Source organism: Pseudomonas sp. JL23 (genome assembly GCF_056933585.1).
In genome coordinates, this window is record NZ_CM167795.1 from 4,731,708 (window position 1) to 4,757,875 (window position 26,168).

A 26,168-nucleotide genomic window follows, 5' to 3' on the forward strand; every position below is an offset into this window, starting at 1 on the left:
TATAGAGTCAACCGGCAATCGGCTCCACCACCTCGCCACCCAACACCACCGCCGTGTCATCCAGATAAACGTCGCAATGGCGCAGCGGAATATCCATATGGCATGGCGTCTTGCGCGTGCCGCCGACCTCGGTGTTCGGCCCGGTAGAGAACAGGAAGTTGCCCTCGAACGCCCGGGCGTCCATGCACATGCCGTCGTTCTTGTCGTGCAGGCCCATGGCGGTCCATTGCGCACGGGGTTGCAGGCCCCAGCCGATATGGGAAATGCCGTAGACCTCCGGGTCGTTGAAGTACTTCATGTAGTCACGCAGATATTCGGCCTCGAAGCCGCCGTGGATCTTGGTGATAAAGCCCTTTTCGATCTCCAGGGTGATCTTTTCCCGGCAGTAGTTCTTGAACGGCAGGAGGATATCGCCGACGTCCACCACCAGCACGCCCTCGGCGGTTTCTTCGTTCGGCCAGGAGAACAGAAAGCCGCTGGGCCAGTGATCCCAACGCCCCGGCTCGTCGGCAAAACCGTATTCAGTCACCGATGGGTATTGCCCCAACTCAGCACGAAAATCACTGCCCGCCTTTGATTTCACCTGAATCGAGCGCGCCAGCTTCAAGCGTTTCTCGGCAGCCAGCACGCGCTCCTTGTCAGCCAGGGTCGGCAGCATGCGCGCCAGGACTTCCGGGGGCTCCACAGCCAGGAGGATGCGCGTGCCGGTCTTGAGGATCTGTTCCTGCTCCGGGGAGTGCAGCAACATCATGGTGTCGATCACCAGATCCGCTGCCTCCAGGGCCCGTTGCGCAGCGATATTGCCGGTCAGGGCGGTGTCGCCGCAGTAGGCGGTCATGTCGTTGCCCATGGCCTTGGGGTGGTTGAACGATGGCAGTTCCACCGCGTAGACCTTGGCACCCAGACGCTGCGCCGCCTCCATGGCCGAACGTACGGTGCGGGCATCGGAATAGTGGCTTTTCAGAACCGCGACACTCTGGGTCGCATCCACTTTCGACAGCGTCAAAACGTGCTCGAACATCTGGGTCAGTTGGCAATCGCTGACTGGCATCTTTTTGTCTCCCTCTTCGACTGAACAGTGGCTCGGCGCGGTGAACATTCGCACCAAAGCAAGGCATGGGCGCATCACGTCGGTGCGTTTTTATAGCGTATACACCATTTATAAACGATCAGACATCAAATCAACGCCGTCTGCAAGAGCCGGACCACTTCGTTACCACACAACACAAACCCAATAAAACAAGGTTACTTTGCGTGACACAGGTCATTGACATGGGATTTATTATTTTTCGATCGGGCTATTCCCATTTCAAAAAAACAGCGTATACACTTTAAAAATGCAGCGAGACGACCTCGCCTTCGAACATGAACTGCCACACGAACAGATGAAGGAAATGCCCATGCCCTGCACACCAAGAATCGCAATCGTCGGCGCCGGACTGGGTGGCGCCGCAGCCGCCACGCTGTTGCAGCAGGCCGGTTTCACGGTCGATATCTATGAGCAGGCGCCGGAGTTCTCGCGGATCGGCGCCGGGATTCACATGGGTCCCAACATCATGAAAATCTTCCGCCGCATGGGTATCGAGCAGGCGCTCAGCGGCATGGGCTCGCATCCGGACTACTGGTTCAGCCGTGACGGCGCCAGCGGCGACTACCTGTCACGCATTGCCTTGGGCGAATTCGCGGTCAAGGAATACGGCGCGGCTTATATCACCGTGCACCGTGGCGACCTGCATGCCCTGCAGATGTCCACCATCGCCCCCGGCACCGTGCATTTCAGCAAGTGCCTGGAGCGCCTGGAAGAAACCGACACCGGCGTGCGCCTGAGCTTTGCCGACGGCACAACCGCCCAGGCCGATATCGTCATCGGCGCCGACGGCATCAACTCCAAGATTCGCGAAGAGTTGCTCGGCGCCGAGAAACCGCTGTACAGCGGCTGGGTCGCCCACCGCGCACTGATTTCCAGCGACGTGCTGCGCAAGTACAACCTGGACTTCGAGAACTGCGTGAAGTGGTGGAGCGAAGACCGGCACATGATGGTCTATCACACCACCGGCAAGCGCGATGAGTACTACTACGTCACCGGCGTGCCCCACGCAGCCTGGGACTTCCAGGGCAACTGGGTGGACAGCAGCCAGGAGGAAATGTATGAGGCCTTCGCCGGTTATCATCCCACCGTCCAGGCTCTGATCGAATCCACCGACAGCGTGACCAAGTGGCCACTGCTCAACCGCAACCCGCTGCCCCTGTGGAGCCGTGGTCGCCTGGTCCTGCTGGGCGATGCCTGCCACCCCATGAAGCCGCACATGGCCCAAGGCGCGGGCATGGCCATCGAAGACGCCGCCATGCTCACCCGCTGCCTGCAGGAAACCGGTCTGGGTGACTACCGAACCGCCTTCGCCCTCTACGAAGCCAACCGCAAGGAGCGTGCATCCCGGGTCCAGGCCGTATCAAACGCCAATACCTGGCTGCGTACCCAGGAAGATCCGGCCTGGGTCTACGGCTATGACCTGTACGGTCAGGAACTGAAATCCGGGGTGGCCGCGTGAGCACATTCATCCACGGCGGCAACGTCCAGGCCAATGGCATCCGTCAGCACTACCTGCGCTACGGCGGCGCGCGTCATACGGGGCGCCCGGCGTTGATTCTGATTCCCGGCATCACCAGCCCGGCCATCACCTGGGGCTTTGTCGCCGAACGTCTGGGCCAGCACTTCGACACGTATGTACTGGACGCTCGCGGTCGCGGCCTGTCGTCCACCGGGCCGGAGCTGGACTACAGCGTCGATACCTGCGCCGATGATATCAATGCCTTTGTACAAGCCATGGGCATCGAGCAGTACCACCTGGTCGGTCATTCCATGGGGGCGCGCTTTGCCGTACGCAGTGCGGTTCGTCAGTCCCGTGGCCTGCAACGCCTGGTACTGATCGATCCACCGGTATCCGGGCCTGGCCGACGCGAGTACCCGAGCAAGCTGCCGTGGTATGTCGACTCGATCCGCCAGGCACAACAGGGCATGGACGCCGAAGCCATGCGCGCCTTCTGTGCCACCTGGACCGAGGAACAGTTGCAGCTGCGCGCCGAATGGCTGCACACCTGCTATGAGCCGGCCATCGTGCGCGCCTTCAATGATTTCCATGAGGAGGACTTCCACCACGACCTGCCCCACCTGCCAGTGCCCGCCCTGCTGATGGTGGCTGAACGCGGCGGCGTAATCCTGACCGAAGACGAAGCAGAGATCGCTGAGCTACAACCGGCTATCGAGATCGTTCATGTGGCGGACGCCGGGCACATGATTCCCTGGGATAACCTGGAGGGCTTCTTTGCCGCCTTCGGGGATTTCCTCGGAAAGCCGTTGAATTAACGCTGGGTGTGCGTATTCCAACGTAAAACCGTTATCCGTAAAGGAGCACGCCATGAGTCAAGAGCAAAGCGCGGACGCCAACTACCAGGGCGTGTGGGGCCAGCGCATCGGTTTCGGCAAGAAACCGGCGCTGCTGATGATCGATTTCATGCAGGGCTACACCACCAGCGGTGCACCTTTATACGCGCCGGGGGTAGTCAGTGCGGTGAAGGAAAGTGTTGAATTGCTCGCCTGTGCCCGACAACAAGGCATTGTGGTGGTGCATACCAATATCCGTTATCACCCCGGCCACTTTGCCGACGGCGGCATCTGGGTAAAGAAAGCCCCGGTCATGAAGGACATGGTTGAAGGCAATCCCCTGGCGGCGTTCTGTGAAGAAGTGCTGCCGCAAGACAACGAAGTGGTGATCAGCAAGCAATACGCTAGCTCGTTTTTCGGCACCAGCCTGGCGTCGATGCTGCACGCCCAGGGCATCGACACCGTGGTACTGGCCGGTTGCTCCACCAGCGGCTGCATTCGTGCGACCGCCGTGGATGCGGTGCAGCACGGCTTCCGGACCATCGTCGTGCGCGAATGCGTCGGCGACCGCCACCCGGCGCCCCATGAGGCGAACCTTTTCGATATCGACAGCAAATATGGCGATGTCATCAGCAAGGGCGAGGCGATGGAGCAGTTTCTCGTAAGCTGAACACGTTTTTTGTGGGACCGGCTTTAGCCGGGAAGACCCTGTGACTGGCGACAGAAATATATCGATCATGACGACGCATTCCCGGCTAAAGCCGCTCCCACAGAGTTCGCCCCTGTAACAAAAGCACCACCCCGAACCAGGCCATTTAGAGCACTGGTCACCACTGCTCAAGCGCGCTGAACAGCCGCTTGGCAGTCTTCTGACACTGCCTTTGGAAGTCGCCATTTCGGTGCTGCCAAAGCACCTGATATGCGGCTATACAAAAACCATAAGTCACCGCCAGGAGACACATAATGCCCTCTGCGAACAGCTCAACCGTGACCTCGGTCACGGACCCGATCAAAGCGATGTACCACAAGATCACCTGGAAGCTGATTCCGTTCCTGTGCTTCTGTTATCTGGCGGCTTATCTGGACCGGATCAATATCGGTTTCGCCAAGCTGCAAATGCTCTCCCAGCTGCAATTCAGCGAAACCGCGTTCGGCCTGGGCGCCGGGCTGTTTTTCGTCGGATATATCCTGTTCGAAGTGCCCAGCAACCTGGTGTTGGAAAAGGTCGGGGCGAAGATCTGGATCGCACGGATCATGATCACTTGGGGCCTGCTGTCGGCCTGCACCATGCTGGTGACCACGCCGACCCAGTTCTATGTCTTGCGCTTCCTGCTGGGCGCGGCTGAAGCCGGCTTCCTGCCGGGGGTGCTGTTCTACCTGACCACCTGGTTCCCGACCCATCGCCGGGGTCGGATCATCGCCCTGTTCATGATCGGTCTGCCGCTGTCGAGCGTGATCGGTGGGCCGCTGTCGGGCTGGATCATGGGCCACTTCGACCAAGCCGCCGGGTTGCGCGGCTGGCAATGGCTGTTCCTGGTCGAAGCAGTGCCCAGTGTGCTGCTGGGGATCGGTACGTTCTGGGCGCTGCCCAACGGCCCGGCCCAGGCCAAATGGCTGAGCAGTGAAGAGAAGGTCCTGCTCGAAGGCGAACTGCGCCGGGACGATGCCGATAGCAAGGACAGCAAAACCAGCTTCAAGGACGGCTTCTTCAACCTCAAGGTATGGATGCTCGGCGGTATCGACTTCTCGATCCTGCTCAGTGCCTACGCCATGGGCTTCTGGATGCCAACGTTCATTCGCAACGCCGGGGTCATCGACCCGTTCCATATCGGCGTGCTGACCGCCCTGCCCAGTATCGCCGCGCTGTTGGGCATGCTGTTCATTGGCGCCAGCTCCGACCGTCATCGCGAACGCCGCTGGCACATCATCGTGCCATTCCTGATCGGCTCCGTGGCGATGGCGACCAGCACCTTCTTCACCCATAACGTCGCGGCGACCGTGGCCCTGTTCGCCATTGCTTCGGCGGCGATCATTGGCGCAGTACCGGTGTTCTTCAGCCTGCCGGCGACCTTCCTCAAAGGCACCGCTGCGGCTACCGGCTTCGCCCTGGCCTGCTCGCTGGCGAACATTGCCGGGCTGGTCAGCAACTCGATGATGGGCATCGCCATCGACGTCACCGGCAGCAGTGCCGGTGCGCTATGGTTCTTTGCCGGATGCCTGATTCTCAGCAGTCTGTTGGTGGTGGCGTTGCCGGCCAAGTTGGTTAACCGCTGACTGGAAACCTGTCTATTGTAGGAGCGGCTTTAGCCGCGAGGTCACGGGTGTATACGACGCATATTAATCGTCTGTACCTGATCCCTCGCGGCTGAAGCCGCTCCTACGGTTATGTGTTCAGACCTCGATTCGCATCACTATAAAAAAGGAAAAATCATGCAGGGTTTTCTGAAAAGCTGTGCCCTGGCCCTCGCCGTCGGGCTGGCCGCCAGCGCAGCGCAAGCGACAGAGAAAGTCATCTTCGACACCGATTTCAACGTGCTCAACGACGATGGCCAGGCCTTTATCATGCTGGCCCAGTTGCACGCACAGAAACGCATCGAGCTGCTGGGCATGACCCTGGTCAGCGGCAATGCCTGGGTCGACCAGGAACAGGTCGACGCCCTTAAAGCCGTTGAACGCATGGGCCTGGAAAAGGAAGTCGGTGTCTACTCCGGCGCCGCCTATCCGCTGCTGCATGACTACGCCACCTATGAACAGGAAAAGGCCCTGTTTGGCTCGGGCTGGCCGGGGGCCTTCAAAAACCCGCGACCGACCTCCGCCAGCCAGTTGGTCGCACCGCCGGACGGTATGGCGACCCACACCAAGCTGCGCAGTGAGTCCGCAGCGCAATTCATCATCGACAGCGTCAAGCGCAACCCCCACGAAGTCACCCTGCTGGCGGTCGGCCCTCTGACCAACCTGGCCCTGGCCATCCGCACCGCGCCGGAAATCGTGCCGCTGATCAAGCGCATCGTGTACATGGGCGGTGCCATCGAGATACCCGGCAACACCACGCCTGCGGCGGAGTTCAATTGGTGGTTCGACCCGGAGGCCGCGCATATCGTCCTGCGTCAGCCCATCGAACATGTGATCTTCCCCAACGACGTGTGCGAGAAGGTGATCTTCGACGCCTCGGTGTATCAGCGCATCGTCGCCAGCAAAGGCGTGATCCCGAACCTGTACAAAAGCGTGTTCGGCCCGACCTTCGCCAAGGAACAGACCTACCACAGCTTCACATGGGACAGCCTGCCCGCGCTGTTCCTGGTCCACCCGGAACTGGTTACCGAATCGAAGGATCTGTGGGTCGATGTCGACGCCCATTTCGGCCCGGACTACGGCCGCTCCATGGGCTACAAGAAAGGTGCTCCGGTCGGTACGCAAAAGGCCAAGGTGGTGTTCGGCATCAATCAGAAGCAGTTCTGGGATGAATATGTGTCGCTGGTGACCTTGCCTGCGCCGGTGAAGAAGCCTTGAAGGGGAAGTGCCCCGGCAAATACAGCCGGGGCACCTGAGTCAGGCCCTGCGAGGTAGGTATTCGGACAGGTAGGTGACCGAAAAGGGTACGCCAGGAAAATCCAGCTTCAGTCGCGGCAGGACAAAACCACCGCAGGACGGACAGGTGTCCAGGAAGGTAAAGACGTTGATACTGCGCAACGCTATACCCTCCATATCGGCTCGAACAACCGTTGCCAGGAGACGCTCGGCGTCCAAGTGACGTGGAAAATCATCAACCACCAGCGACTCGGCACTGCGCGTCACCGGCAAGCTGACGAAATCCGGATCAGGACCTCTATCGCGAGTGATCGCTCGGGCATCGCGATACGCAACACCGTCGATCAGTGTTTCAGGGGCGTCGGATTCCACCTGCAGTTTTAGACGTTTGGCTTTTTTGCCTGCTGCCAGAGCGTAATACACCGCCCTGTCGCCGCTTTGCGTGGTGATAGAAACAAAGGCCACGTTACTGCCTCCGGTCTGCCCTCTGATCAAATCCTTTGTTTCTTGAGCTGTAATATTGTGCAGGTCCAACTCAACCCAGGGCTTCTTAGGATTCTGCACAGGCAACAGATTATTGAGCACATTAACGATCGCTCGCTGCTCTTCTTCTGATCGCTCGATAAGCGGTTTGAAATCACCAATGAGTGCTTTCGTCATGGCAACGAATTTTTTCTGCTCCATATTTCCTGTGAGAATCCGAGAGGCGTAGCTGAGAAGTTCGTTCTCTTTATGCTCGAATTTGCACCACAGGACGTACTGCTCATAAGTATCCAGCCGGTATAACTGCAGGAAGGGCATCACAGCTCTTTCTTCAGGCCCCAACATGTCGAAAAGCAAGCATGCAAGATTCTCGCGGTGCTGGATAGCTTGAGGCTCCTTGCGGACCAGGCGGTATTGGTCGCGCACGGTCAGATACTCATCAATCAGCCCCCGGTCGGTCTCGCTCTGCAACTTCAACCGATTAAAACTCAATCCAGCTTCGTCTGAGGTCTGTGGCTCCATCGCCCAATAGAACACTCCGGTATCCGGCTCGACGACTATCACCTCATGAGTGTCGAGGTTTAGCCTGATGCCTCTCAATGTACGGGCATCACCAATGCCATGGGCGATACTGAACAGTTCAATCACGGGTACATCATGATTGACGACCGCCTCGTCAAACTGAAAGTCATGCCGAAAACCCAGGCGCAACTGCGTAGACAACCGCCCCCCGAAAGTGTCGCGATATACCACCGTATCAGGCACCAGAAACGTCTCACGCTCTTCTTCCGTCAGGGCAGCCAGAGTCCCCGGCACGCGGCGAACGGGCGGTACCCATTTGCAGACCTTGCCGTCATTGATCATTACATCGATTGCCTGTGCGGGATTCTCCCAGACAACCAGCCTGAACAGACGATGCTCGCGCCCCTCGAACGCCCAACTGATATTGGTGCCAAGATGATCACGCGAGGTATCAAGCAATTGCGGAACTTTACTGACCAGTTTGATCCCGCTTGCGCAGGGCGTTTCTTCAAGATCGCGCTTCGGACGACAGAGGACTTCGGTCTCATCAAGCCCGGATTCGCTCATAGACCAAGGCGCCACATCCAACCTGCGCAAGGCCACATGCTCAGCACCGCTATCAAGACGATAAACCCTGTCATCCACCAGAATATCGAACACCCTCTCGCGCCGTTTGATCACCCGAGTCTGGTAGCCGCGGTCGATCAACATTTCATGGCCGCCCTCTTCCGTCAGCCGCGCCGGTATCACAGGCGGGTAATGGCCGGAGGTGATGCCTTCGGCCGAGGACAATTCGATGCCAGACGCCTCGGCAATGACCGCCAGACGCTTGCCGTAAACCTGATCGGTATAAGGGTCCAGCGCGCGGTAATCGGCCGCTTCGACGCTGCCAATATTGCGCACAGCGATGTCGGGCAGCCCATCCAGGGTGGCGCGTACACCTTTGCTCATTGCCACACCATTGAGCAGCCATTCAGGGTGCTTGATGGCTTGACGCAGCGCCGGTACTGCAACGAACAGCCCCTCCCATAGCGACCGTGACAGGCGCACGCCGGGCTTGAGCAGATCGACGAAGCCCAAAGCCGTGGTCTGCCGGGCAATATCAATACCTAGCCGGCCCAGCACCGTACCCAGCGAGCGGGCAGCGGACAGCACGCTCAACTCCCCCGCCCGCAATACAAGAATCGCCGTGGAGCGCAGAAACTGGCCCATGGGCACCAGGGTTGCCACTGCATCCAGGGCGCAATTGAAGATCACGCCCGCCGAGTGATTGCCTTTGCGCAGGTCGGCAATGCAGCCATAGAAGGGAACGAACAGGCGGGCAAGTTGATCGGCGACCTGCCGCTCGTGGGCCCACAGCTGTTCCCAGTCGGTTTGGTGAAGGGTCTGGCCCTGCAACTGATCAAGGGTTGGTGCCAGTAGATGTTCGGCAGCAGTCCTGGCCAGGTACTGACGCATGCCCTGAAGTTTGCCGTCCTCGATAAAAACCAGGTCGGGCGCAGCTTTAAGTGTGCCTTCAAGCGGATGACGTGGCGACGTCGCCGAACGGGACACCGTGCCATGCAGGTAGGCATCACTGTCCAGCGCCACCAGGGGCGTCACCTCAGCCTGGGCCACATGCATTGCATGTTCTTCATGATGATGGATGGCCTGAATGGGACTGAGGATGCCCGTTGACTCGCTATCCTCCACGCGATATTCGAATCGATTGGCGATGCGTCGAGCGACGCCAGCTGCGGGGATAATTTCAAAAAAGACTTCGACTGCATGAGAGTGGTCATGAAAGTCGACGCGACGATCGCCCGGCTGACACCGGATGAACAGCCCTTGAAGCGCTTGCTCCTTGTCGAAAATGACCCGGCTGACCTCACAGGTATAGTGGGCAAGCAACGCCTGATCCCTGTCCGGCATCTCGCCCAGCAGACGTTCGATGACCTTGGCCTTGGCCGCGATCAGGGACTCCTTGAAGGCCGCGAACGCCTGCTCATAGCGCTGCGGGACGGTCGGCTCACCCGCCTTGTACACCTCGCCCATCATCACCAGCTCTTCCACCGAAGCCATACGCTTGCCTGCCAGTTCGGTGATCCAGTGATCCCATTCGTATGACCCGGCAAGACTCAAGCCATGCGCTTGCAGCACTGGCCAATGATCGACCTTTACCCCTTGCGGCCATAGCCACGAAGGCACGGCAGCGGCGTGCAGCGCCGTGTGGGCAAGTTTTTTCCGGTCCGGTGGCTTGATGGCCAACAGGCTGTTCAGCGCCTGGGCATGCAAGTCCTGTTGTGTCTTGAGGTACTCCAGCGCCTGGAAAGTCTGGGCCGCATTAGCCTTGGCAATGCCCTGATCCAGCGCTACCGCGCCATGGGCCTGGGCATAACGCAAGGCAGGAACAATCGCGGCCCTGGCCCAGGCCCTCTGTACGACAGGATCGCTCGACTGCGACAGAGACTGCCCCACCTCAAGTAGCTCCTCATACTTGAGGCGCGGCAACGTCTCTGGCGCGACCACCTGCACAAACCTGGCGCATTGGACAAGCGCCACACTCTGCAGCGAACGGCCATAGCAGAAGTGATCGGCAACTTGCTGGACCAGCAGCTCAGGGGCCAGCTCCCGCAGCAGCAGGTACTTGAGCATTGCCAGGGTCGGCGCACTCGCGCCGGCGTTGCGTTTAGCGAGATGGTCCGCGACCTCTTCGAGCAACCTGACGTGGTTGTATTGAGTGATATCCCTGGTCGGGAACAGTTGCTCAAGAAAGCCATCGCTCGCCGCGCCGATACAAAACCGCTCGATGATCGCCCGGCCAAGCAAGGCCTGGCTGATACGTGGCGAAGCCTGCTCACCGCTGTACCAGGCCATGCGCTTTAACAGGGGTTGGCAAAAACGTTGGAATGCCTGCGTTTGAATCAGGGCAATCCACCGGTCGTGGGGGTCTTGGCTCAAGGCGAGTGCAACGTTATCAAGGCCCACTATCTGAAACAGCGATTCGGCGTTATCGACGCTACTCCAGCTCGCCATATCCGGTACGGCGTCAGTCAGCCAGGCAATGTCTGGCAGAGGTTCAAAAATGTGCGGTGAATCCGCAGAAGGGTCATTGGCCATGTTCAAGATTCCAGTAGTCCGAGTGAGCAAAAAAGTGGCTGACACTGGAAAAACGGAATCGAACCAACGAGTCTTTTTCAATCAGCAAAGTCGACGCAGCAAGTAGGTTCTTTCTGCGATTCAGGACGTTACGAAGCTCTGGATATCAGGCTGGGAAGTGCTACCCTGCGCGGCGTCGATGCGGATGTAAGCAAATATTACACACGCATCGATCCACGCCTTTCAGTCACTCGACCATGAGATTGCCCCATGCGCCTTTCTGCTGTCCTGTTCACCGCCGCCCTGTCGTTCTCCCTGGTCCCCGCTGCCTTCGCCGCCCCAGATGCGGTGGTCGGTTTCTCGCCGAAAATCGGCGCACAGTCGGCCCAGGACGTGGTCATCGATGCCATCTCCCACGCCAAACACAGCATTGTCATGGCCGCTTACTCCTTCACCAGCAAGCCCATTGCGACGGCGCTGGTTGACGCCAAGGGGCGCGGTGTGGATGTGCGCCTGGTTGCCGACAAGCGTGGCAACAGCGGCAAATACTCCGCCACTACCTTTGTCGCCAACAAGAACGTACCGGTACGCCTGAACGGCAAGTACGCGATCATGCACAACAAGTTCATGGTCATCGACGGCACCGATGTCGAGACCGGCTCGTTCAACTACACCCAGGCCGCCGCCACCAAGAACGCCGAGAACGCCCTGTTGCTGCGTGGCGCGCCTGATCTGGCCGCCAGCTACACCCAGGACTTCGAGAAGCTGTGGAGCGAAGGCGAGACCCTCGCGCCGGCTTACTGATTTTTCTGTAGCACCGCCTGCGCTGCGTCTTCGGGCAAGCGCAGGTTATCGAGCATCGCCAGCACGGCAATCAGCGCCACGCCGAGAAACACCAGTTGGAAATCGGCGGTGGCGACCGCCCCGCCATTGCCATGAACCAGCATGGCGCCGCGCAGCAGCAAGGCACCGATAGCCACCCCAAGGCCCATGCTGAGCTGGAAGAACATGCTGAACAGGGTCGAGGCATCGCTCATCCGTGGTTTGCTGATATCGGCAAAACCGAGGGTGTTGTAGGCGGTGAACTGCATCGAACGCGACAGCCCGCCGACAAACAGAATGAACAGGATCAGCGGCCAGCCCATGGCTTCGTCGATCCAGGCGCAGGCGGCAATCGCCAGAACGCCAAGCACGCCATTGACCAACAATACCGGGCGGAAGCCCCAGCGCTGCATGATCGCCGTGGTAAAGGGCTTCATCGCCAGGTTGCCGGCAAATACCGCCAGCACCAACAACCCCGCATCGAACGCCGACAGGCCAAAACCCAGCTGGAACATCAGCGGCAGCAGGAACGGCAAGGTGCTGATGGCGATACGAAACAGCGAACCGCCGAACAGGCTGACCCGGAAAGTCTGCACCGCTACCACATCGAGATTGAGCAACGGCTCGTCGCGGCGTCGCATATGACGCCAGGCAACGGCCGCCAGCAACAGGCCCAGGGCGGTCACCGCCACGCCGGTCCACAGGCTGTGCTGACGCTGGCCGAGCATTTCCACACCATAGAGAAAAGCCGCGCCAGCGCTGCTGGTCAGCACGAAACCCGACAGGTCGAAACTGCGCCTTGTGGTCTCGTTATGTTTGGGAATCAGGACCACTGTCGCGATCAGGGCCAGCAGGCCCAATGGCAGATTAAGGTAGAAAATCCACGGCCAACTGCTGTGGGTGACGATAAAGCCCCCCAGGGGCGGACCGAGGATCGGCGCCACCAGACCGGGCCAGGTGATCACCGAAATAGCCCTCACCAGGTCCTTCTTCTCGGTGCCACGCAGCACCGCCAGCCGCCCCACCGGCACCATCATCGCCCCGCTGATGCCCTGCAATATCCGTGCGCCCACAAAGCTTTCCAACCCCGTGCTCAAGCCGCACAACAGCGACGACAGGGTGAACAGCACGATGGCCGATCCGAAGATCAGCCGCGAACCAAAGCGGTCAGCGAGCCAGCCACTGATCGGGATAAAGATGGCGATAGCGAGCATATAGGCGCTCATGCCGATATTCAGGTCTACCGCACCAACGCCAAAGGTGCGGGCCATTTCCGGCAACGCGGTGGCGATCACCGTGGCGTCGAGGTTTTCCATGAAGAAGGTCACCGCGACCAGAGAGGCGATGGCGGTCGAGCGGGAAATGGGCATTGCAGAGGGCTCCGGGACGGGCATCCCGAGATTCTATTCTGTTGGAGCGAGGCTTGCCCGTGAAAGCGATCTGCCAGGCTCAGCAGATGTATTGAGTGTACTGAGCTCTTCGCGGGCAAGCCTCGCTCCAACGAATTAAGTTTGCAGTTATTTATCGACGGGCGTATAAATGAGCGCCTACTCACTTATTAAAAGCCCTGCCCGTCCATGGCCCGTCCGAAAAGCGAATACAAGCGCAACGCCATCCTCGACTCAGCCCTGCATATCTTTGCCGAGCTGGGCCTGGGTGCGCCGACGGCGAAGATCGCCAAGGGCGCGGGTGTCGCCGAGGGTACGCTGTTCAACTATTTCGAGACCAAGGACGAGTTGCTCAACCAGTTGTATCTGGAGCTCAAGGTCGAGCTGCGCGACATCATGCTGCCGGGCTTCCCGCGGGACCAGAGCATCAAGGCACGCCTGCATCACACCTGGTGCATCTACGTTGACTGGGGCGTGGCCCAGCCGCAGAAGCGCAAGGTCATGGCCCTGCTGATGATGTCGGACCGTCTCACGCCGCAAAGCCGTGAAGCCGGGCAGGAAGGTTTCCGGGAACTGGGCGAGGCCTTGCAGATGAGCGTCGACTGCGGCGTGTTGCGCGATCAACCGGTGGATTTCACCGCTGCGATCATGCGCAGCCTGGCCGAGACCACCATGGACTTCATGAGCCTTGTACCGGAACAGGCCGAGCGCTACCGCGAAGCCGGTTTCGTCGCGTACTGGAATGCAATTGCCAGGGACTGAGCGTTTTACCCGGTTTTATTTACTCAATAAATGAGTGATTACTTACTCATACACTGCAATTCAACAGGAGATACCTTCATGTCTAAAGTCTGGTTGATCAGTGGCAGTGCCAGTGGCCTGGGCCGCAATATTGCCGAAGCGGTACTTGCCGCCGGTGACCGCCTGCTGGCCACGGCACGTGATCCGCAACGTCTTGACGATCTGGTTCAGCGCTACGGTGAGCAGATCCGTACCTTCGAGCTGGATGTGACCAACCCGCAAGCCGCCAAGGCCGCCGTGCAAGCGGCCGTCGACGCCTTCGGCCGCCTAGATGTGCTGGTCAACAACGCCGGTTATGGGCATATGCAGGCCTTTGAGCAGACCGACGAAGCGGCCTTCCGCCTGGAGTTCGAAACCAACTTCTTCGGCGTGGTCAATCTCAGCCGCGCCGCTGTGCCGGTCATGCGCCAGCAGCGCGCCGGGCACATCATTCAGATTTCCTCGGTGGGTGGACGTATCGCCATGCCGGGCTTGAGCGCCTATCAATCGGCCAAGTTTGCCGTGGGTGGTTTTTCCGATGTACTGGCGGCCGAGCTCAAGCCCCTGGGCGTACAGGTCACCACGCTGGAGCCGGGCGGCATGCGTACCAACTGGGCGGTGCGTGCCCGAGGTCATGATGAGCCGGTAATGGCCGACTATCAGCCAAGCGTCGGCGCGTTGCAGGAACTGTTGCGCAGTATCGCCGGCCAGGAAAACAGCGATCCGGATCGCGTAGCCCAAGTCGTCCTGAAGATCGCCGATCACGCACAACCGCCCCTGCGCCTGCTGCTGGGCAGCGATGCATTGCAGTTCCTGACCCCGGTGGAAGAAGCACGCTCGGCGGCGGCTGAACGCTGGAAAGCGGTCACCACCTCCACCGATCTCAGCGCCACGGCGCCGGTGCCTGAGTTGCCGCTCGCTTGAGGAACAACCCATGAAAATCCTCTTATTCGGCGCCACCGGCATGGTGGGCCAGGGTGTCTTGCGCGAATGCCTGGCGGCCAGGGATGTCGAGCGGGTCATCACGGTCGGTCGCACCGGGGTCGGCCAGTCGCACCTCAAACTGGAAGACATCGTGCAGGCCGATCTATACGACTACAGCAACCTGGAAGACCGTCTGCGCGGTATCGATGCCTGCTTCTTTTGCCTGGGAGTCAGTTCTCTGGGCATGAACGAAAGCGACTATAGCCGAGTGACCTATGACATTACCGTGGCGGCGGCGCAAACCCTGTCCCGGCTCAATCCCCGAATGACCTTCGTGTTTGTTTCGGGCGCGGGCACCGACAGCAGTGAACAGGGCCGCAGCATGTGGGCGCGGGTCAAGGGCAAGGCGGAGAACGCCCTGCTGCGCCTGCCATTCAAGGCGGTGTACCTGTTCCGCCCAGGCGCCATCAAACCGCTGCACGGACAAAAGTCCAAGACCCTGATGTATCGCTTGATCATCAGTGTCTTTGGACCGTTGTTTTCGCTGTTGCACTGGCTGCTGCCGAACACCGTGCTGAGCACCGGTGTGATCGGCCAGGCCATGCTCAATGTGGCGCGACGTGGCGCACCGCAGCAGGTGCTGTATGCCAGGGATATCAACGCTGCTGCGCAGTGATATCCCTGCCGACAGTCACTTTTTCAGCGCGTCGTAGGCTTCCAAAGCATGCAGGGAATAGATATAGGCAGCACCGGCATTCAGGGAGATCGCCGTGGCCAGGGCCGCTGCCACTTCTTCGCGGGTGGCGCCAGCCTTGATTGCGGCTTCGGAATGGGCACCGATACAACCGTCGCAACGGGTGGTGATGGCCACGGCCAGGGAAATCAGTTCCCGGGTCTTGGCATCCAGCACATTGTTTTCGGCAGCGGCATCGCCCAGAGCGCCATAAGCGGCGACCATTTTCGGATTGCTCTTGGCCAGGGAGCCAAAGGATTTTTTCACGGTAAGAACGAGATCGGACCAGTTGCTGAACATGAGGGTATCTCCAGAAAGTTAGACGGCATCGACAACACACACAGTGTCCGTCGACGGCGATTGGCGAACTTTCGCAATACGCTCAACTTCTTGTCCGAAACTCGCAAATGCAGAGTGTCGACGTCTTCCCAAGTCTAGCCGACGCAATGTGGGACCGGCTTTAACCGGCCCCAAAGAGGTCATCAGCGATTTCCGGAAATCAGCCCAGCGCCGCCACCACCATGATTTCCACCAACACCTCCGGCTTGGCCAGGTCGGCCTGGACGGTGGCGCGGGCCGGGGCGCCGCCTTCGGGGAGCCAGGCATCCCAGATTTCGTTCATCGAGGCGAAGTCACGGTCGATGTCTTTCAGCCAGATCTGTGCGCTGAGCAACTGCCCCTTGTTGCTACCGGCTTCGGCCAGCAGTCCGTCGATCTTGGCCAGGACCTGTTGAGTCTGTTCCTTGACCGGCAGACTCAGGTCATTCGGGACCTGGCCCGCCAGGTACACCACGCCGCCATGGATCACGGCGCCGGACATGCGGGCATTGCTTTGCAGACGTTGAATCTTGGACATGGGTACTACTCCTTGAAATGAGGATCGATCAGCCGCACCAGGCGCTGTGCGCTGCCAAAGGCCAGGGTCAAGCCCAGGGCGCCCTGGCCGCTGTTGATGTAGAGATTGTCGCAACCACTGACCGACACCACCGGGAGACCCGTCGGGGTTGCCGGGCGCCAGCCGGTCCAGGGTTGGCAATCTTCGACGCGCCAGCCTGCACCGAACAGCGCCCGAGTGGAAGCCTGCAGTTGCTCGATACGCTCCTTCGGGATCGTGGCATCCAGCCCGGTCAGCTCGACCATGCCCGCCACCCGCAGTCGCGAGCCGATGCGGGCGAACACGGTTTTGCGGCGCATATCGGTGACACTGACCATCGGTGCCGTTACTTCGGCATCAATCGGCAGGGTAATGCTGTAGCCCTTGAGCGGGTAAACCGGAATACGCGTGCCGACCTGGGCCAGTAGCCGCGTGCTCAGGGCACCGGCCGCCAGCACGAAGGCATCGGCTTCGATCTGTCGCGGTCCTTCGCTGAGAGGCTCCACTGCCAAGGCTCGAACGCGCCGGCCGTCACTGAGGATAGCCTGCACCTGGGTGTCGAAATACAGGGGCACGCCCTGCTCCACCAGCAAGCGCGCCAGTTCCTGACACAGCTTGCGGCTGTCCACCGAACACTCGCCGGGCGTATGAATCGCGCCATGAAACTGACTGGCATAACCCGCCAAGGCTGGCTCCACGGCCAGGGTCTCGGCCGGGCTGAGGATATGTTGCAGGGCACCGTGGGCGGCCTGGAACTTCACCTGTTCGCCAGCCTTGCGCAAGCCTTCGGCGTCGGGATACAGCACCAGTTTGCCGGTGCGGGCAAAGTCGCAATCGACCTGCTCCTCGGCCATAAAGGCATCAACCGCCCGGCGGCTTTCCTGCGCCAGTTGCAGTAGCTCCACCGTCGTCTCACGCGAGGTCGAGGTGCGACAGGCGGCAAGAAATTCCATGCACCAGCGCCATTGCTCGATGCTCCACTGCGGCGCAAATTTCAGCGGCCCGCTGCGGTCCAGCAACAGCCCCGCAATGCCCGGCAGCAACGACGGATCGGCCAACGGCTGCACGTAGCTGTAGCTCAGTTGCGCACCGTTACCCGCGCTGGCACCCATGCCAGGCCCCGCCGCCTGATCGATCACCGTGACCCGGTGCCCGGCCTTGTGCAGGAACCAGGCGCTGCTCAGCCCGACGATGCCCGCCCCCACTACACAGATATTCATTACGCCACGTCCTTATCCGCCAGGTCCCAGCCCGCAGGCCGTTGCCGATGCCAATCGCTGATCTGCTGATAGGCATGGCCGATACGCAGGATCAGCGGCTCGGCAAAGGCACGACCGACGATCTGCATCGACACCGGCATGTGCTGCTCATCGAAACCAATGGGCAACGCCACCGAGCACAGGTTCAACAGATTGGCGAAACGCCCGAGCAGAGCCAGGGGCGTGCCGTACTCGTCGACCTGCTCCAAAGGCACGCTGCCGATGGCGTTGGTCGGGAACACGCAGGCGTCCACGTTGAGCATGGCCTCTTCCATCGCCTGACGGGCGGCGCGGCGCTGGTTGTGCAGCTTGATATAGGCAGCGGCGTCGATGGCCTTGCCGCTCAATACCCGGCGTTGCACATGGGGGTCGAAACGCAGGCCCTCGCGCTCGAACAGCCCGCCCAGGTTGGCATAGCCCTCGGCGCTCATCAGCCCGCCCGCCACACCCATGCAGTAATCCAGAGACGAAGGCAACGGCTGCTCCACCAGTTGCATGCCCAATGCCGCCAATTGCTTAAGGCCTTTGTCGTAGGCCGCCAGTACGCCGGGAGCGATCTGGGCGCGCTCGGCTTCGGGCAGCACCCAGAGACGCAGTCCGGCCACTGGCTTGTTCAATCCGACACTGGCGCTGACCACCGGTGCCCTTGCCGATACTGCGTCCAGCGGGTCCGGCCCCGACAACGCATCGAGCATCCAGGCGGCGTCTTCCACGGTGTGGGTGATCGGGCCCACGGTATCCAGTGACGGGCAGAGTTCGATCAGGCCATGACGACTGATCAGTCCCCGCGTGGTTTTCAGCCCGACCAATCCGCACATGCCCGCCGGAATCCGCACCGAGCCGCCGGTATCGGTGCCCAGCGCAGCACTGGCCAGGCCGCTGGCCACCGCCACCGCCGAACCGCTGCTGGAGCCTCCAGGCGCGCGATGGACATTACGGTCCCAAGGGTTCCACGGCGTCCCCATCACCGCATTGGTGCCCCAGCCGCCAAAGGCGAATTCCACGGTGTGCGTCTTGCCCAGCACAATCGCCCCGGCCTGTTCCAGGCGGCGCACCGCGGTGGCGGTCAGGCTGGAAATACGCGGTGCCTCGGCCAGGGAGCCACCGGTAATGGCCTGGCCGTCAATTTCGAACAGGTCCTTGATTGCCACCGGCACCCCATGCAGCGGCCCCAGGCTGATCCCGGCGGCACGCTGGCGATCGGCGGCGATGGCGGCGTCCAGGGCACGCGTAGCATAGGTTTCGACAAAGGCATTGAGCTGGCCGTCGAAGCGCTCGATACGTGCCAGTTGCGCCCGCACCAGCGCTTCACTGCTCAGGGCGCCGCTGGCCAGGGCCTGTTGCAACTGGCCGATGCTGTAGGAGGTGATGTGATCCAGGTGGCTCATGATTGACCTCGAAGGGTTTTGCGGCCCCGTGAGAAACGCTTTTCCAAAGCGCGGGACAACAAGGACAGAGGGAACGCGATAACGAAATAGAACAGCCCGACCAACAGGAAGATGTGCATGGGCAGGAAGCTTTCCGAGGCGATGGCCTTGGCCGCCAGCATCAGCTCATCGGTGGCGATCAGGGCGCACAGGGAGCTGTCCTTGAGAATCGACACATAAGCATTGAGCAGCGGCGGCAACATGCCGCGAATCGCCTGGGGCAGAATCACCGCCGTGAACGCCTGAACGGGCGTCAGCCCGGTGGCGATGGCCGCTTCGCGCTGACCACGGTGCAGGGCATCGAGGCCGCCGCGCAGAACCTCGGCGATATAGGCTGCCCCTTGCAGACCCAGGCCCAAGGCACCGGCCCAATAGCCGGACAGGGTCAGGCCCAGGCTCGGCAAGGCGAAATACAGCGCCAGCAGCAAGGCCAGCAACGGCACCGCACGCATGGCCTGGATGAAAAACACCGCGCAGCGCTTGAGCAAGGCACTGGAGCTTTTCATGGCCCAGGCCAGCAACGAACCGAGCAGCGCGGCCAGGGCGAAACCGGTCAGGGACAGCTCGGCGCTGACTTGCGCGCCCTGCCACAGGCGAACGCTCCAATCGCTCCAGTACTCCGGGTACTGCATGAAGAAACTGATCATCGCGGCGCCCCCCAGTGACGTTCAAGGCGGATAAAAGCCAGGCCGATGGGCACGATCATCGCGGCGTAGATACACATCACCGCCAGATAGATCAGCGAGGTCTGGAAGGTCGAAGTCACCAGATTACGGGCCAGGAACATGATCTCCGGCACGGCAATGGCCGAGGCGATGGAGGTGTCCTTGATCAATTGCGTGACGTAGTTGGCGAAAGCCGGCAGTGCCGCACGCAGGGCCTGGGGCAGCAGCACGTAACGCAGGATCTGGCCGTGACCAAGGCCAACCGCCAGCCCGGCTTCATGCTGGCCGACATGCAGCGATTGCAGCCCGGCGCGAAAGATATCAGCCAGTACCGCACTGCCCACCAGGCTCAGGCCGACAATCGCCGCCAGCCAGGCCGGCAGGTTGATGCCCAGGTACGACAGGCCGAAATAGATCAGGAACAGATGGGCCAGGGCCGGGACGTTGCGCATCCATTCGATAAAGCAGGCGATCAGTCCGTGGACGATGCGCGAGCGGCTGAAGGTCATGCTGATGGCCAGCAGCAAACCACCGACACTGGCCAGAACCAGCGTACACAAGGCGATTTCCAGTGCCGTCAGCGCGCCCTTGAGCAACAGCGGCAGCAGGCCGAGAAAGATTTGCAGGTTGGCCATCAAGCACTCTCCAGGGCCACGCGCCCGAGAAAGCTGCGGGTGCGTTCATGCTGGGGATGGTCGATCACCTGCGCCGACGGGCCCTGCTCGACGATATGACCGCCGTCCATGAAGATCACCCGGTCGGCCACGTCGCGGGCAAAGCGCACTTCGTGGGTGACCATGATCATGCTGCGGCCCTCCTCGGCCAGCTCGCGAATCACTGCCAGTACTTCACCGACCAGCTCCGGATCGAGGGCCGAGGTCGGCTCGTCGAACAGAATGACTTTCGGTTGTTGCGCCAACGCCCGGGCAATCGCCACACGCTGTTGCTGACCACCGGACAGTTGTTCGGGAAAGGCATCGGCCTTGTGCCGCAGGTGGACCTTTTCCAGCATCGCCTCGGCCAGCTCGTAGGCCTGCTTGCGCGGCATGCCCTGGGCCTTGATCGGGCCAAGGGCGACGTTGTCGCGCACGTTCAAGTGCGGCCACAGGTAGAACAGCTGGAAGACCATGGCGATGTCCCGACGTTGCGGGGCCATCTCGCGATCGCTCAGCAGGCGGCTGCGCTGGCCGTTCCTGACCTGGCCGATCAGCTCGTCACCGAGCCAGATCTCCCCGGCAGTGGGCTTTTCCAGATAGTTGATGCAGCGCAGGCAGGTGGATTTGCCCGAGCCGCTGGGGCCGATCAGGGACAGGGTTTCACCGGGTTTCAAGTCCAGACTGATACCCTTGAGGACCTCCAGGTCGCCATAGTTCTTGTGCAGTTCGTGCACGCGCAGCAAGGAAGGTTCGGGTGGGATCGACATCTTGGCTCACCTCTTTTATTTGGAATTTGCGGTAACTTGTGGGAGCCGCCTTGGTGGCGATCGAGTGCGAAGCGCTCGCAATCGCTTCAGTGACCGATCCGCCGCCATCGCCAGCAAGCCGGCTCCCACAAAGTCAGTCAGACATCCCGATGGTATTTACTTGCAACCCGGCAACGTCCAGTCCGCAGGGCGATCAACGCCCAGGCGCAGGTCCTTGCCGTCAGGCACATACCAGACGTCCTGGGTCAGGCCATAACGGGCGCCGATCTTGCGCATCTCGCAGGCTTTCCACATGGCCTGGATCTGCTCGTTGACCGCCGCTACCAGAGCCGGGTTGGCCTTGTTGAAGCCGAACACCACCTGGCCCAGGCCGGTCAGCAGCGGGAAGTCCGGGTTGTTGTCGGTAAAGGCGTTGAAACGCAGGTGCCACTGCTCGTTGCGGGAAATGGCGTACTGCATGACCGGAGGATCACCGATCACCGCGTCGATACGCCCGGACAGCAGGTCGCGTACAGCGGCGTCCGAGGTGTCATAAAGGGACACCGTCAAACCCTGGATCTTGCGCATTTCAGGGATGAAGGAGAAACCGGTGATGGTCCCGACCTTCTTGCCTTCCAGATCCTTGAGGCTGTGCCAGTCGGTCTTGTCGGTCTGGGTGATGCCGTTCTTAAAGTAGTGGATCGGGTCGCTCAGGGCCATGATCTTCGAGCGCTGCTCGGTCCAGCCCATAGTCCCGGCCATGACATCGACGCGCTTGGCCTGCACCGAGGCGATGGTGCCGGACCACTCCATCAATGCCGGTTTGACCTTGAGCCCCAGCTTCTCGGAAATTTGTTGAAGGATCTCGCCATCATAGCCAACCATCTTGCTATCTTGATAACCGGTGCCTGGCATATCGCCACTAAAGGCGATGGTCAGGCTGCCCGGTTCCACGGTTTCCACTGCCAGTGCAGGGAGCGAAGCCAGTACAGACACCAGTAAACCGGCGCATAAACCACTGAAACGTAGTACAGGGGACTTTTTCATGAACCGCTCCTCGATCAACTCTTATGGACAACAGGATGTTTGGCAGTGGCCCCATCGTAGTAGGATCACAGACATTAACGGTTGGACGGTTTGCACGAATGATTGAACATTTGCGACATCCGCAAGGCGCACCGGAAAAGCTCGTCGCGCAACTGGATCAGGACCGCACGGGCGGCAGCGGCCAGCGCAAGGGCGGCAGCGAACTGTCCATCGGCATCCTGTTGTGGCCGCGCTTTCCCCTGCTGTCGTTGTCCGGCCTGACCGACGCCCTGCGCCACGCCGCCGACATCGGCGACCAGAGCCGACCGATCCGCTGCCAATGGAAGGTGTTGGGCACGCCGGGCCAGCGCGTGCTGTCCAGCAGCGGCCTGGATGTGCCGGTGGACAGCGACCTGAGTCATCCCGAGCGCTTCGATTACATCGCGGTGATCGGCGGCCTGATGGATACCCTGGACCAGGTGCCAATAAGCTATACCGCCTTTCTGCATCAGGCGGCTGCCGCCAAGGTGCCGCTGATCGGCCTGTGCACCGGCAGTTTCGTACTTGCGCGCAATGGCCTGATGGAGGGACGCACGGCCTGTGTGCACGCCTATCACGGCGATGACTGGAAACAGCGCTTCCCCAATCTGCGTTTCGTCACCAACAGCGACTTCCTGATCGACAAGGACCGCATCACCTGCGCCGGGGGCATCTCCGTGCTGGAACTGGCCATCCATCTGATCGGCCTGCACTGTGGGCCGGACCGAGCGGGCAAGGTGGTTCACCAGATGACCGTGGCCAAGAACACCTCCAGCAGCTTCGTCGACCGGCGCAAGGCCTTGGGCTACGCCAGCTCGTCCAACCGCCGCCTGCATGAAGCAGTGATGCTCATGGAAAAACACATGGCCGAGCCCCTGGAAATCGAAGCCATCGCGCAACTGGTCGGCACCAGCAAGCGCCAACTGGAACGGATCTTCGTCGTGGAAACCCGCAACACCCCGGCGCAGTTCTACCGCCAGGTGCGCCTGCGCTTCGGCCGTTGGCTGCTGGTCAGCTCGGACCGACAGATCGGCGAGATCGCCTTCGAATGCGGCTTTGCCGATGCGCCGCATTTCATTCGCCAGTTCCAGAGCGCCTTTGGCTTGTCACCGGGCAAGTTGCGCCGGGCGCTGGAGAAGGATGAGTTGGCGGATCTTTTATAGAAGCCCATGAATCTATGGATCAATGATATTTCGTAGGACCGGCTTCAGCCGGGAGGGCGCCCTCGCGGCTAAAGCCGCTCCTACGGTGTCATGCGTATTCCAGATTTCATGACTCCAGCTTCGCCAACAACTTCTTGGTCAATCGCTGCCGATTCTGATACCCCGCCCACGGATCACCCTTGAGCCCCTGCAAGCGCTCCTGCAAATTGCCCACATGCCACTGCCGTGCCGAACGCAGCCCAGGCAGTTCATCCCGGCTGATCGGCACCGATACCGGCAGCCCCGGCCGGGCGCGTACCGAATAGGCGACCACGGTACTGGCCCCGCGGGTATTGCGCAGGTAGTCGATAAAGATCTTGCCGACACGGTTTTTCGGCCCTGAGGTGGCGGTAAAGCGTTCGGGTAACTGGCGAGTCATGAATTCGGCGATGGCCTTGGCAAACGTCTTGACCGTCTCCCAGTCGGCCTGTCGGGCCAGGGGCACAATGATGTGCATGCCCTTGCCGCCACTGGTCTTGAGGAATGACTGCAAGCCAAGCTCATCCAGCACCGCGAGGACCATCTGTGTGGCTTCGATCATGCTGCGCCAAGGCAGGTCGGGATCGGGGTCCAGGTCGAGGACCATCTGGTCCGGGGTTTCGATCTTGTCGTGGGTCGCGCCCCAGGTATGTAGCTCGATGGTACCCATCTGCGCCGCCCCGACCAGGGCCTGCACGCTATCGACCTCCATCAACCGCGCGTGACCGGGATCGAGGCCTGGCTCCAGTTGCTTGATATGGGGGATCGCCAGGCGCTCGGAGTGCTTCTGGAAAAACTGCTCGCCGCCAACGCCTTCCGGGCACCGCAGCAACGCCACCGGGCGCTGTTTGAGAAACGGCAGAATCCAGTCGGCAATGGCTTCATAAAATTGCGCCAACTCGACCTTGTGCACGCCGCTCTGCTTGTCGATGACCCGCTCGGGGTGGCTGATATCAACTCCCGCGACTCTGACCTTGCCCTTGGTCGCAGGCTTGGTCGCCGAAACAGCCTTGGCTTTAGCCGGGCTGGCCGCCGCCCTGGTTTTGACATGGGACGGCCGCTCATGACTGACCTGGCTGATCGGCTTGTCGCTGCGCAGGCCGATAAACACGGCGTGACGAATGATGTTGTCCTGGGTCCACTGGGCGAATTCCGCTTCGCAAATCAGCTTGGGCTCGATCCAGTGCACGCCCCGGCTCTGGGCTGCAGTGAGTTTTTTCGCCAAGGGCGACGTGTCGCGCTGCAACGGCTGCATCTGTGCCAGCAGCTGCTTGAGGGTGGTTTCGCTGAAGCCGGTGCCGACCCGCCCGGCGTAAACCAGTTCGTCCTCAGCGTCATCAGCAGTGACCGCCAGCAACAGTGCGCCAAAACCACTGCGGCTGCCTTGGGGCCGGGTGTAGCCGATGATCACGAACTCCTGACGCAGGCGGCATTTGAGCTTGATCCAGTCCGGGCTGCGGCGGGACTGGTAGACGCTGCCGGGACGCTTGCCGATAACCCCTTCCAGGCCCATCGCGCTGGCGCTTTCGACGATGTCCTGATGACCGGCGCGGAAGGTGTCGGAGAAGCGCAGCAAGCGGCTGCGTTGGTGATTGAGCAGCTTCTTGAGGGCATCACGTCGCTGTTCCAATGGCGTTTCGCGCAAATCCTGACCACTGAAAAACGGCAGGTCGAACAGGTAGTAGACGATGTCCTTGCTGCGGCCGATATCCAGGGCATTTTGCAGCCCCTGAAAGTCCGGTAGTCCCTGGTCATTGAGCAGGACCATCTCGCCATCAAGCCAGGTATCTTCCAGGCCCATGGCCGTCAGCGCCTTGACCTGCATGGGCAGGCGGTCGGTCCAGTCGTTGCCGTTGCGGCTGAACACCCGTACTTCCTTGCCCTTGATCCGGGTCAGCAGGCGATAGCCATCGAACTTGATCTCGTACAGCCAGTCATCGCCTGCGGGCTCGTCCATCAGCGTGGCCAGTTGCGGGGCGAGGGTTTCCGGCACGCCATCGGCATTTTTCTTCTTCGGCGCAACAGCCTTGGGCTTCGGTTTAGCAGCCTTGGCTTTTTTTGCTTTCCCCTTTACCTGACCAACCAATGCACCGCTGATCACGCTTTGCGGCTGCTCGACCAGGATGTCGTACTCATCAGCAGGCCGGGCCACCTCATCTTTTTCCTTGATCAGCAGCCACTGTTCCTTGTCGCCGCTGCCCTTGAGATGAGTACGCACCAACGCCCATTCACCACTGAGCTTCTCGCCGATCAGGGTGAACTTGAGCTTGCCAGCCTTATAGGTCTGTCGAGGGTCGCCATGGGGCTGCCAGATGCCGCGATCCCAGACAATCACGTCGCCGCCACCGTACTGGCCCTTGGGAATGCTGCCCTCAAAACTGGCGTAACCCAGCGGGTGATCTTCCACATGCACGGCCAGGCGCTTGTTGCTCGGGTCCAGGCTCGGGCCCTTGGGCACCGCCCAGCTCTTCAGGGTGCCGTCCAGTTCCAGGCGAAAGTCATAGTGCAGGTGGCTGGCATCGTGTTTCTGGATCACAAAACTCAGGGACTTATTCTTCCCCGCGCCCTTGGCCGGAGCTTCCGGCGGTTCTGCGGTGAGGGTGAAGTTGCGTTTGCGGGTGTACTCACTGTCGGTACTGGCCATGATCGATTGCC

Annotated in this window: 22 protein-coding genes; 10 read left to right on the forward strand and 12 right to left on the reverse strand. The window is 60.7% G+C overall.

What is annotated here, in order from left to right; all coding sequences use genetic code 11:
- Positions 1-7: 7 nt before the first annotated feature.
- Positions 8-1,051: a 2,5-dihydroxypyridine 5,6-dioxygenase gene (locus AC1Z24_RS21835; protein WP_483742660.1), complete on the reverse strand. Its 1,044-nt coding sequence runs from the start codon at positions 1,049-1,051 to the stop codon at positions 8-10.
- Between the two features lie 349 nt (positions 1,052-1,400).
- Between AC1Z24_RS21835 and AC1Z24_RS21840 the strand changes: the two genes are divergently transcribed.
- The 5 genes from AC1Z24_RS21840 (at position 1,401) to AC1Z24_RS21860 (ending at position 6,892) form a co-directional block, all read left to right on the forward strand.
- Entirely contained in the window at positions 1,401-2,549 is a 1,149-nt protein-coding gene (locus AC1Z24_RS21840; protein WP_483742661.1) for an FAD-dependent monooxygenase, read from the forward strand.
- Positions 2,546-3,364: an alpha/beta fold hydrolase gene (locus AC1Z24_RS21845; protein WP_483742662.1), complete on the forward strand. Its 819-nt coding sequence runs from the start codon at positions 2,546-2,548 to the stop codon at positions 3,362-3,364. Before AC1Z24_RS21840 ends, AC1Z24_RS21845 begins: the two co-directional genes overlap by 4 nt.
- Before the next feature lie 52 nt (positions 3,365-3,416).
- Positions 3,417-4,052, forward strand: a complete 636-nt coding sequence (locus AC1Z24_RS21850) for an N-carbamoylsarcosine amidohydrolase (RefSeq protein ID WP_483742663.1) — start codon at positions 3,417-3,419, stop codon at positions 4,050-4,052.
- 293 nt (positions 4,053-4,345) lie between these two features.
- A complete protein-coding gene (locus AC1Z24_RS21855; RefSeq protein ID WP_483742664.1) occupies positions 4,346-5,656 on the forward strand; it encodes an MFS transporter in 1,311 nt (436 codons plus the stop codon).
- 156 nt (positions 5,657-5,812) lie between these two features.
- Complete coding sequence (locus AC1Z24_RS21860; protein WP_483742665.1) at positions 5,813-6,892, forward strand: nucleoside hydrolase; 1,080 nt, start codon at positions 5,813-5,815, stop codon at positions 6,890-6,892.
- A 39-nt stretch (positions 6,893-6,931) separates the two neighbouring features.
- On the opposite strand, the gene AC1Z24_RS21865 is transcribed toward AC1Z24_RS21860, so the two are convergent.
- Positions 6,932-11,014, reverse strand: coding sequence for a deaminase domain-containing protein (locus AC1Z24_RS21865; protein WP_483742666.1), 4,083 nt, complete (start codon positions 11,012-11,014; stop codon positions 6,932-6,934).
- 249 nt (positions 11,015-11,263) lie between these two features.
- Between AC1Z24_RS21865 and AC1Z24_RS21870 the strand changes: the two genes are divergently transcribed.
- Positions 11,264-11,797: a phospholipase D family nuclease gene (locus tag AC1Z24_RS21870; RefSeq protein ID WP_483742667.1), complete on the forward strand. Its 534-nt coding sequence runs from the start codon at positions 11,264-11,266 to the stop codon at positions 11,795-11,797.
- Here AC1Z24_RS21870 and AC1Z24_RS21875 read toward each other — a convergent pair.
- Positions 11,791-13,185: an MFS transporter gene (locus tag AC1Z24_RS21875; RefSeq protein ID WP_483742668.1), complete on the reverse strand. Its 1,395-nt coding sequence runs from the start codon at positions 13,183-13,185 to the stop codon at positions 11,791-11,793. The genes AC1Z24_RS21870 and AC1Z24_RS21875 overlap by 7 nt on opposite strands.
- Before the next feature lie 207 nt (positions 13,186-13,392).
- Here AC1Z24_RS21875 and AC1Z24_RS21880 point away from each other — a divergent pair, with 207 nt between their 5' ends.
- From AC1Z24_RS21880 to AC1Z24_RS21890, 3 genes are all read left to right on the forward strand, one after another.
- Positions 13,393-13,965, forward strand: a complete 573-nt coding sequence (locus tag AC1Z24_RS21880; protein ID WP_483742669.1) for a TetR/AcrR family transcriptional regulator — start codon at positions 13,393-13,395, stop codon at positions 13,963-13,965.
- A 78-nt stretch (positions 13,966-14,043) separates the two neighbouring features.
- Positions 14,044-14,907: an oxidoreductase gene (locus AC1Z24_RS21885; RefSeq protein ID WP_483742670.1), complete on the forward strand. Its 864-nt coding sequence runs from the start codon at positions 14,044-14,046 to the stop codon at positions 14,905-14,907.
- Between the two features lie 10 nt (positions 14,908-14,917).
- Positions 14,918-15,583 carry an NAD(P)H-binding protein gene (locus AC1Z24_RS21890; RefSeq protein ID WP_483742671.1) on the forward strand — a complete coding sequence of 222 codons (666 nt, stop codon included), beginning with the start codon at positions 14,918-14,920 and terminating at the stop codon, positions 15,581-15,583.
- A gap of 15 nt (positions 15,584-15,598) precedes the next feature.
- On the opposite strand, the gene AC1Z24_RS21895 is transcribed toward AC1Z24_RS21890, so the two are convergent.
- The 8 genes from AC1Z24_RS21895 to AC1Z24_RS21930 all read right to left on the reverse strand — a co-directional run bounded on the left by AC1Z24_RS21895 (position 15,599) and on the right by AC1Z24_RS21930 (position 22,314).
- The gene (locus AC1Z24_RS21895; RefSeq protein ID WP_483742672.1) at positions 15,599-15,940 is read right to left on the reverse strand and encodes a carboxymuconolactone decarboxylase family protein; all 342 of its coding nucleotides are present in this window, start codon (positions 15,938-15,940) and stop codon (positions 15,599-15,601) included.
- Positions 15,941-16,139: 199 nt separating this feature from the next.
- Positions 16,140-16,496 carry a RidA family protein gene (locus tag AC1Z24_RS21900; RefSeq protein ID WP_483742673.1) on the reverse strand — a complete coding sequence of 119 codons (357 nt, stop codon included), beginning with the start codon at positions 16,494-16,496 and terminating at the stop codon, positions 16,140-16,142.
- A gap of 5 nt (positions 16,497-16,501) precedes the next feature.
- Positions 16,502-17,734 (reverse strand): D-amino acid dehydrogenase, encoded by a 1,233-nt coding sequence (locus tag AC1Z24_RS21905; RefSeq protein WP_483742674.1) that lies wholly within the window; start codon positions 17,732-17,734, stop codon positions 16,502-16,504.
- Complete coding sequence (locus AC1Z24_RS21910; protein ID WP_483742675.1) at positions 17,734-19,161, reverse strand: amidase; 1,428 nt, start codon at positions 19,159-19,161, stop codon at positions 17,734-17,736. The genes AC1Z24_RS21905 and AC1Z24_RS21910 overlap by 1 nt, the downstream gene beginning before the upstream one ends.
- A complete protein-coding gene (locus AC1Z24_RS21915) occupies positions 19,158-19,847 on the reverse strand; it encodes an amino acid ABC transporter permease (protein WP_483742676.1) in 690 nt (229 codons plus the stop codon). Before AC1Z24_RS21915 ends, AC1Z24_RS21910 begins: the two co-directional genes overlap by 4 nt.
- Positions 19,844-20,500, reverse strand: coding sequence for an amino acid ABC transporter permease (locus AC1Z24_RS21920; RefSeq protein WP_259111129.1), 657 nt, complete (start codon positions 20,498-20,500; stop codon positions 19,844-19,846). Before AC1Z24_RS21920 ends, AC1Z24_RS21915 begins: the two co-directional genes overlap by 4 nt.
- Positions 20,500-21,288, reverse strand: a complete 789-nt coding sequence (locus tag AC1Z24_RS21925; RefSeq protein ID WP_483742677.1) for an amino acid ABC transporter ATP-binding protein — start codon at positions 21,286-21,288, stop codon at positions 20,500-20,502. Before AC1Z24_RS21925 ends, AC1Z24_RS21920 begins: the two co-directional genes overlap by 1 nt.
- 156 nt (positions 21,289-21,444) lie before the next feature.
- A complete protein-coding gene (locus tag AC1Z24_RS21930; RefSeq protein WP_483742678.1) occupies positions 21,445-22,314 on the reverse strand; it encodes a substrate-binding periplasmic protein in 870 nt (289 codons plus the stop codon).
- A 98-nt stretch (positions 22,315-22,412) separates the two neighbouring features.
- Here AC1Z24_RS21930 and AC1Z24_RS21935 point away from each other — a divergent pair, with 98 nt between their 5' ends.
- Positions 22,413-23,495 carry a GlxA family transcriptional regulator gene (locus tag AC1Z24_RS21935; protein ID WP_483742679.1) on the forward strand — a complete coding sequence of 361 codons (1,083 nt, stop codon included), beginning with the start codon at positions 22,413-22,415 and terminating at the stop codon, positions 23,493-23,495.
- Positions 23,496-23,601: 106 nt separating this feature from the next.
- On the opposite strand, the gene ligD is transcribed toward AC1Z24_RS21935, so the two are convergent.
- Positions 23,602-26,157, reverse strand: a complete 2,556-nt coding sequence (gene ligD / locus AC1Z24_RS21940) for a DNA ligase D (RefSeq protein WP_483742680.1) — start codon at positions 26,155-26,157, stop codon at positions 23,602-23,604.
- Positions 26,158-26,168: the final 11 nt, after the last annotated feature.

Coding starts and splice junctions, on each gene's coding strand:
- AC1Z24_RS21835 (WP_483742660.1), bottom strand. CDS start 1,051: ATGCCAGTCAGCGATTGCCAACTGACCCAGATGTTCGAGCACGTTTTG.
- AC1Z24_RS21910 (WP_483742675.1), bottom strand. CDS start 19,161: ATGAGCCACCTGGATCACATCACCTCCTACAGCATCGGCCAGTTGCAA.
- AC1Z24_RS21905 (WP_483742674.1), bottom strand. CDS start 17,734: ATGAATATCTGTGTAGTGGGGGCGGGCATCGTCGGGCTGAGCAGCGCC.
- AC1Z24_RS21935 (WP_483742679.1), top strand. CDS start 22,413: ATGATTGAACATTTGCGACATCCGCAAGGCGCACCGGAAAAGCTCGTC.
- AC1Z24_RS21840 (WP_483742661.1), top strand. CDS start 1,401: ATGCCCTGCACACCAAGAATCGCAATCGTCGGCGCCGGACTGGGTGGC.
- AC1Z24_RS21880 (WP_483742669.1), top strand. CDS start 13,393: ATGGCCCGTCCGAAAAGCGAATACAAGCGCAACGCCATCCTCGACTCA.
- AC1Z24_RS21925 (WP_483742677.1), bottom strand. CDS start 21,288: ATGTCGATCCCACCCGAACCTTCCTTGCTGCGCGTGCACGAACTGCAC.
- AC1Z24_RS21920 (WP_259111129.1), bottom strand. CDS start 20,500: ATGGCCAACCTGCAAATCTTTCTCGGCCTGCTGCCGCTGTTGCTCAAG.
- ligD (WP_483742680.1), bottom strand. CDS start 26,157: ATGGCCAGTACCGACAGTGAGTACACCCGCAAACGCAACTTCACCCTC.
- AC1Z24_RS21860 (WP_483742665.1), top strand. CDS start 5,813: ATGCAGGGTTTTCTGAAAAGCTGTGCCCTGGCCCTCGCCGTCGGGCTG.
- AC1Z24_RS21875 (WP_483742668.1), bottom strand. CDS start 13,185: ATGCCCATTTCCCGCTCGACCGCCATCGCCTCTCTGGTCGCGGTGACC.
- AC1Z24_RS21855 (WP_483742664.1), top strand. CDS start 4,346: ATGCCCTCTGCGAACAGCTCAACCGTGACCTCGGTCACGGACCCGATC.
- AC1Z24_RS21890 (WP_483742671.1), top strand. CDS start 14,918: ATGAAAATCCTCTTATTCGGCGCCACCGGCATGGTGGGCCAGGGTGTC.
- AC1Z24_RS21850 (WP_483742663.1), top strand. CDS start 3,417: ATGAGTCAAGAGCAAAGCGCGGACGCCAACTACCAGGGCGTGTGGGGC.
- AC1Z24_RS21900 (WP_483742673.1), bottom strand. CDS start 16,496: ATGTCCAAGATTCAACGTCTGCAAAGCAATGCCCGCATGTCCGGCGCC.
- AC1Z24_RS21870 (WP_483742667.1), top strand. CDS start 11,264: ATGCGCCTTTCTGCTGTCCTGTTCACCGCCGCCCTGTCGTTCTCCCTG.
- AC1Z24_RS21885 (WP_483742670.1), top strand. CDS start 14,044: ATGTCTAAAGTCTGGTTGATCAGTGGCAGTGCCAGTGGCCTGGGCCGC.
- AC1Z24_RS21865 (WP_483742666.1), bottom strand. CDS start 11,014: ATGGCCAATGACCCTTCTGCGGATTCACCGCACATTTTTGAACCTCTG.
- AC1Z24_RS21930 (WP_483742678.1), bottom strand. CDS start 22,314: ATGAAAAAGTCCCCTGTACTACGTTTCAGTGGTTTATGCGCCGGTTTA.
- AC1Z24_RS21915 (WP_483742676.1), bottom strand. CDS start 19,847: ATGATCAGTTTCTTCATGCAGTACCCGGAGTACTGGAGCGATTGGAGC.
- AC1Z24_RS21895 (WP_483742672.1), bottom strand. CDS start 15,940: ATGTTCAGCAACTGGTCCGATCTCGTTCTTACCGTGAAAAAATCCTTT.